This is a genomic window from Kitasatospora sp. NPDC004799, assembly GCF_040609095.1.
In the GTDB taxonomy this organism is placed as follows: Bacteria; Actinomycetota; Actinomycetes; order Streptomycetales; family Streptomycetaceae; genus Kitasatospora.
The window spans coordinates 1-2,275 of record NZ_JBEXJK010000698.1; the positions used below are offsets into that span (position 1 = coordinate 1).

Consider the following 2,275-nt stretch of genomic DNA (forward strand, 5'->3'; position numbering starts at 1 on the left):
GGGCGTCCCCGCGCGGGTGCACCGGGAGCAGCGGCAGGAAGGCCGCGCCCATCACGGCCACCCCCGCGACCAGGGCGGTGCCCGGCGCGATCCGGGCCCGGCACCAGGCGGTGACCCTGGTCTGGAGCAGGATCGTGCCCAGCCCGGACACCGCGAACAGCAGCGCCGTGGCCACCGTCCCGCCGGTGCCGTCGCCGCCCAGCCGGCGGACCTCCAGCGGCAGCGCCAGGTACACCTGGAAGGACAGCACGTACGAGCCGGTCATCGCGCCCGCGAAGAGCAGGAACGGGCGGTTGGCCAGCACCCCGCGCCACTGCCGCAGGACACCCGTGCGCTCCTCGCCCCCGGCCGGCCCGTCGCCCCGGCGGGCCGGCAGCGAACGGATCTGCACCGCGCTGAGCACCGCGAACACCCCGGCCGCGACCAGGCAGGTGGTGCGGAAGTCCACCGCCGTCAGCGCCATGCCGACCAGCGGGCCGAGCAGGATGCCCGCCTGGTAGAAGACGTTGAACAGGGCGAACGCGGCCACCCGCTGCTCGCCCGCGTCCCGCGCGAGGTACGCCCGGACGGCCGGGTTGAACAGCGCCCCGGCCAGGCCGGTGGCCGCCGAGGCCGCGACCAGGGCGGGCAGCGAGGAGGAGAGGCCGAGCGCGGCGAAGCCGGCGGTGCGCAGCAGGCAGCCCGCCACGATCAGCGGCTTGTAGCCGAACCGGTCGGCCAGCGTGCCGCCGACCAGGAACATCCCCTGCTGGGTGAAGTTGCGCACCCCGAGCACCAGCCCGACCGTCCAGCCGGCCAGGCCGAGGCCGCCGGACAGGTGGGCGGCCAGGTAGGGCATCAGCATGTAGAAGCCCAGGTTGATGGTGAACTGGTTGACCATCAGCAGCCGGACGCTGCGCTCGTAACCGCGGAACTGGGCGGTCAGGTCCCTCACTCGGCACCGCCGGGGGCGCTCGCGAGGGTCAGCGGGTCGACCACCTTCGCGCAGCGGGTCCAGCGGGTGACCTCCCGCTCGTCCGGCCGGTCGAGCTCGTCCGGGTCGTCCGCCGGCGGGTGGTCGAGCAGGTCGTGCGCGGCGCCGTACCCGTCGTCGTAGACGGTGCCGAGGTAGCGCTGCGGCCCGTCCGGGAAGACGGCGGCGATCCGGGCGCCGGCGGGCTGGGTGCGGGCCAGCCAGCCGGCCACCAGGGCGACCGCGCCGACGCTCCAGCCGCCGGTGGCGTAGTGCGAGGCGGCGAGCCGGCGGCAGGTCCAGACGGCCTCGGCCGGGGCGACCCAGTGGACCTCGTCGAAGGTGCCGTAGGCGACGTTGCGCGGGTAGATGCTGGAGCCGAGGCCGCGCATCAGCCGGGTGCGGGCGGGCTGGCCGAAGATCGTGGAGCCGACGGTGTCCACCCCGACCACGCGCAGCCCCGGGTAGAGCTGGCGCAGCACCCGGGAGGTGCCGGCCGAGTGCCCGCCGGTGCCGACGCTGCACACCAGCACGTCCAGGTGGCCGAGCTGGGCGGCGAGTTCGAGCGCCAGCGGGGTGTAGGCGGTGGTGTTGTCGGGGTTGTTGTACTGGTCGGGGCACCAGGAGCCGGGGTGGCGGGCCAGCAGTTCGGCCACCCGGTCGCGCCTGGCCTGCTGCCAGCCGCCCTGCGGGTGCGGGCTGGCGACCGCCTCCACCTCGGCGCCGTACGCGGTGAGCAGCCTGGTCATGGACGGCTCCAGGCCCGGGTCGGTGACCAGCGTGACCGGGTGCCGGTACACCATGCCGGCCAGCGCGAGGCCCAGGCCCAGCGTGCCGCTGGTGGACTCCACGATCCGGCCGCCCGGGCGCAACTCGCCCCGGGCGCGGGCCCGCTGGACCATGTGCAGGGCCGGGCGGTCCTTGATGCCGCCGGGGTTGAAGCCCTCCAGCTTGGCCCAGAAGCCGCGGCCCGCCGGGGCGAGCGGCTCGCCGATCCGCAGGACGGGGGTGTTGCCGACCAGGGCGCTGAGGGCCGCATGGTCGTCGGTGCGATGGGTGAGGGACGTCATGTCCGGTCTCCTGTCGTGGGGTTGGCGGATGGTTCGACGGCTCGGGAACACCGAGCCGCTATATCCGCCACCGACCGGTGACCAGCAGCGGGCCTCTCGGCCCGGGCGTACGGGAGCGGCGCGCGGCGGCGGCCGCCGGGTGCGGCGAGGCGGGCTCCGCCCGGTCCCCGGCGGGGACGGCGGCCGGGGCCGGCACGGGCAGGGCCGTGGACCGGACGGGCCGCGGCGCGGGCGCGGCCACCGTCCCGGTCCC

At 76.1% G+C, this 2,275-nt stretch carries 2 protein-coding genes and 1 pseudogene; all 3 read right to left on the reverse strand.

Going from position 1 to position 2,275, the window contains the following annotated elements:
- Positions 1-934: MFS transporter (locus tag ABZW03_RS40025; RefSeq protein ID WP_355269693.1), on the reverse strand; the 934-nt coding region annotated here is incomplete at its 3' end.
- Complete coding sequence (locus tag ABZW03_RS40030) at positions 931-2,022, reverse strand: PLP-dependent cysteine synthase family protein (RefSeq protein WP_355269695.1); 1,092 nt, start codon at positions 2,020-2,022, stop codon at positions 931-933. The genes ABZW03_RS40025 and ABZW03_RS40030, both read right to left, overlap by 4 nt.
- A gap of 58 nt (positions 2,023-2,080) precedes the next feature.
- A pseudogene (locus tag ABZW03_RS40035) lies at positions 2,081-2,275 on the reverse strand (hypothetical protein); the annotation flags it as partial.